The organism is Prosthecobacter sp. Pr1, assembly GCF_057652315.1.
Map to the genome: position 1 here is coordinate 1 of NZ_JBYFBS010000048.1, position 2,476 is coordinate 2,476.

Annotated in this window: 3 protein-coding genes; all 3 read right to left on the reverse strand. The window is 62.5% G+C overall.

Features of this window, described 5'->3' with window-relative positions:
• Nucleotides 1-53: 53 nt before the first annotated feature.
• Nucleotides 54-1,607, reverse strand: coding sequence for an IS66 family transposase (tnpC, locus tag AC24GY_RS29365; protein WP_487690419.1), 1,554 nt, complete (start codon nucleotides 1,605-1,607; stop codon nucleotides 54-56).
• A 72-nt stretch (nucleotides 1,608-1,679) separates the two neighbouring features.
• Nucleotides 1,680-2,033, reverse strand: a complete 354-nt coding sequence (tnpB, locus tag AC24GY_RS29370; RefSeq protein WP_487690411.1) for an IS66 family insertion sequence element accessory protein TnpB — start codon at nucleotides 2,031-2,033, stop codon at nucleotides 1,680-1,682.
• Between the two features lie 8 nt (nucleotides 2,034-2,041).
• Nucleotides 2,042-2,404, reverse strand: a complete 363-nt coding sequence (tnpA, locus tag AC24GY_RS29375; RefSeq protein WP_487690415.1) for an IS66 family insertion sequence element accessory protein TnpA — start codon at nucleotides 2,402-2,404, stop codon at nucleotides 2,042-2,044.
• Between the last annotated feature and the right edge of the window lie 72 nt (nucleotides 2,405-2,476).

Below are 2,476 nucleotides of genomic sequence, written 5' to 3' on the forward strand. Positions count from 1 at the left end.
GTTAGCGTCACGCCAAACACCTCAGATTTGAGGTTGCGTTTGAACTTGGATCGCTACGCCGCTTTGCGATGATCCGTGAGCTGTTGTGCCTTGGCCCAGGCTGCCGGTATGACGTCCTTGATCTGCCGATTGGTCATTGTGGGCAGACGGGTGAGCACGTCGCGCAGATAACTTTGCGGATCAATGCCACGGCTGCGGCAGGCTTCGATGATCGTAAAGAGGACCGCGCTGCGCTGACCGGCTTCAGCCTCGCCGATGAACAGCCAGTTCTTCTTGCCGATGGCTGTGGGCCGGATGGCATTCTCCACAGGGTTGTTGTCGATCTCGATCCTGCCGTCTTCGAGATACACCGTGAGCATGGGCCACATTGTCAGCGTGTAGTCGATGCCACGGCCCATCGCGCTTTTGGGCAGATGCCGGCGGCTGCGCTTCATGCGTATGAGGGCCCGATGGATGCGCTCCACGATCATGCGGCTGTGACTGGCGCGCATGGCCTGACGTTGCCGAGGGCCGGCCTTGGCTGCGCGCAGATGTTGTTCGATGCGGTAGAGATGCTGGATCTGCAGCAGCAGCCAGCCGGCGTGCTGCGGAGCGCTCTCGATGGCCTCATGGAACTTGCGCCGGGCATGTGCCCAGCACGCCGCCAGGGTGATGCGGCCTTCACTGCGCTTGGCAAAGGACGGATAGGCTTGGTAGCCGTCGCACTGCACGGTGCCGGTGAAGTCAGCGGGGATGATGCGCTCCAGGCAGAGCGCGGCACGGCTGGTGGCCCAGGTGAAGCTCACGTCGGCACCGGGCCGTTTGCAGGCCCAGAGGTAACCCTGTTTCGTCTGGCCGTTGCCGGGGCTCAGATACTCGACAGGAGTCTCGTCGATCTGCACGTACCCTCCCGCCATCACACCGGTGTGGATGTGCTCATAGACCGGTCTCAACCAGTCAGCGGCAAGCGCCAGCCAGCGTGCCATGCTCTGCCGTGGGATATGGATGTCATGCCGGGTGGCGTAGATCTGCTCCTGCCGGTAGAGCGGCAGATGATCGCAGTACTTCGCCACGATGATCTGCGCGAGCAGTCCCGGTGCGGCGATGCCGCGCTCCTGCAAGGTGTTGAGCGCGGCGATAACGGGGGACTGGTGGGGCTCGTCGCGCTTCACATACTTCCTGCGGATGATGCGGCGGCGCAGGAACCGTGCGGGCTGGTAGTCGAGCTGCTCGGTGACTTCTTCGCCAATGTGCCGCCAGGCCTCGGGCGCAGCGATGACTTCAGCAGGTTCGATCACTTCATCCACGGCGGGCAGATGCTCAGGCACACGTGCCTCGCGCTCTTTGCGTGCCCTGGAAGGCTTGCTGTCCTTGCCGCGCTCTTTGATCTCAGCCTCCAAGGCGCCGGGGCTTGCGCTGGAGGCCGGGTCTTTTTTTGCGCCGTCATCCCCGCCCTGCAACAGCAGCATGAGCTGGTTGTCATCGAGCTGTTCGCTGCTCTTGCCAAAGATGCGGCGGATGAGCAGGTCGATCTTTTCGCGCAGCAACCGGTTCTCCAAAGTGACCGCTTCAAGCTGGGTGCGCAGCGCCGCGACTTCCTCGGTGAGTCGGGCTTCCAGCGGCGTCATCATGATGGCCTGGAGAGGAGCAAAACCCGTACCAACTTTGCGCCCGGATGATGCGGTTCAGGAACTGTTTTTTCACTCCCGCTGATACCATCCGCGCGGCTTTGCCCCGTGCATGTCGATGCCGTCGGTGAGCAGCGCAAAAGCCTCCGGTGCGAGCTTGAGCCCGGCCAGCCCGGACTCTGCCGCCTTCGGCCAGAAGAAGGTGCCTTGTTCCAGCCGCTTGGTCATCAGCCACAGCCCCGTGCCGTCGAAGTAGAGGATCTTCAAACGTGTGCGCCTCTTGTTGGTAAAGGCGAAGATAGCCCCGCCGCGCACATCAGCCCTGAGCTTCTCGCCCACCGCCGCCTGCAGGCCTTCAAAGCCTTTGCGCATGTCGATGGGATCGAGCGCCACGAACACTTTCAAACTGCCGGTGAAGCTGAGCATGGCAGGGGTCAGGCAAGGGCTTTGAGCAGTTGCACAGCAAGGCCCACCTGCGAGCTCTCGCGCAGTTCGATGCAGGCACCGCCGGGCAGCACCACACGCAGCATCCCGCAGGCAGGCGTTGCGGTGGCGGGCACCACCTCGGCAAAACGCAGCGGCGCTGCGCTGGCTGCCGCCCCTGTCGTGGCACGCCGCTTTTTATGCTTCTGCACCCATGTCGCAAAGGTTTGATAGCGCACCCCGGCGAGCTGAGCAAACTTTGTGGCCGGCAGCCCGCTGCGCTCAAACTCCAGCAGCAGTTCCTCACGCCGCTGCGGCGGTACGCGCACCCGCCCACGGCTGTCTGTCTTCAAGATGATCAATGTCGTATCCATAAACGTCGTAGCTGATCAGCTACGACGTTTATGATGCCAGCACTTTCAGATGGCACTCCGTGTGACGCTTAC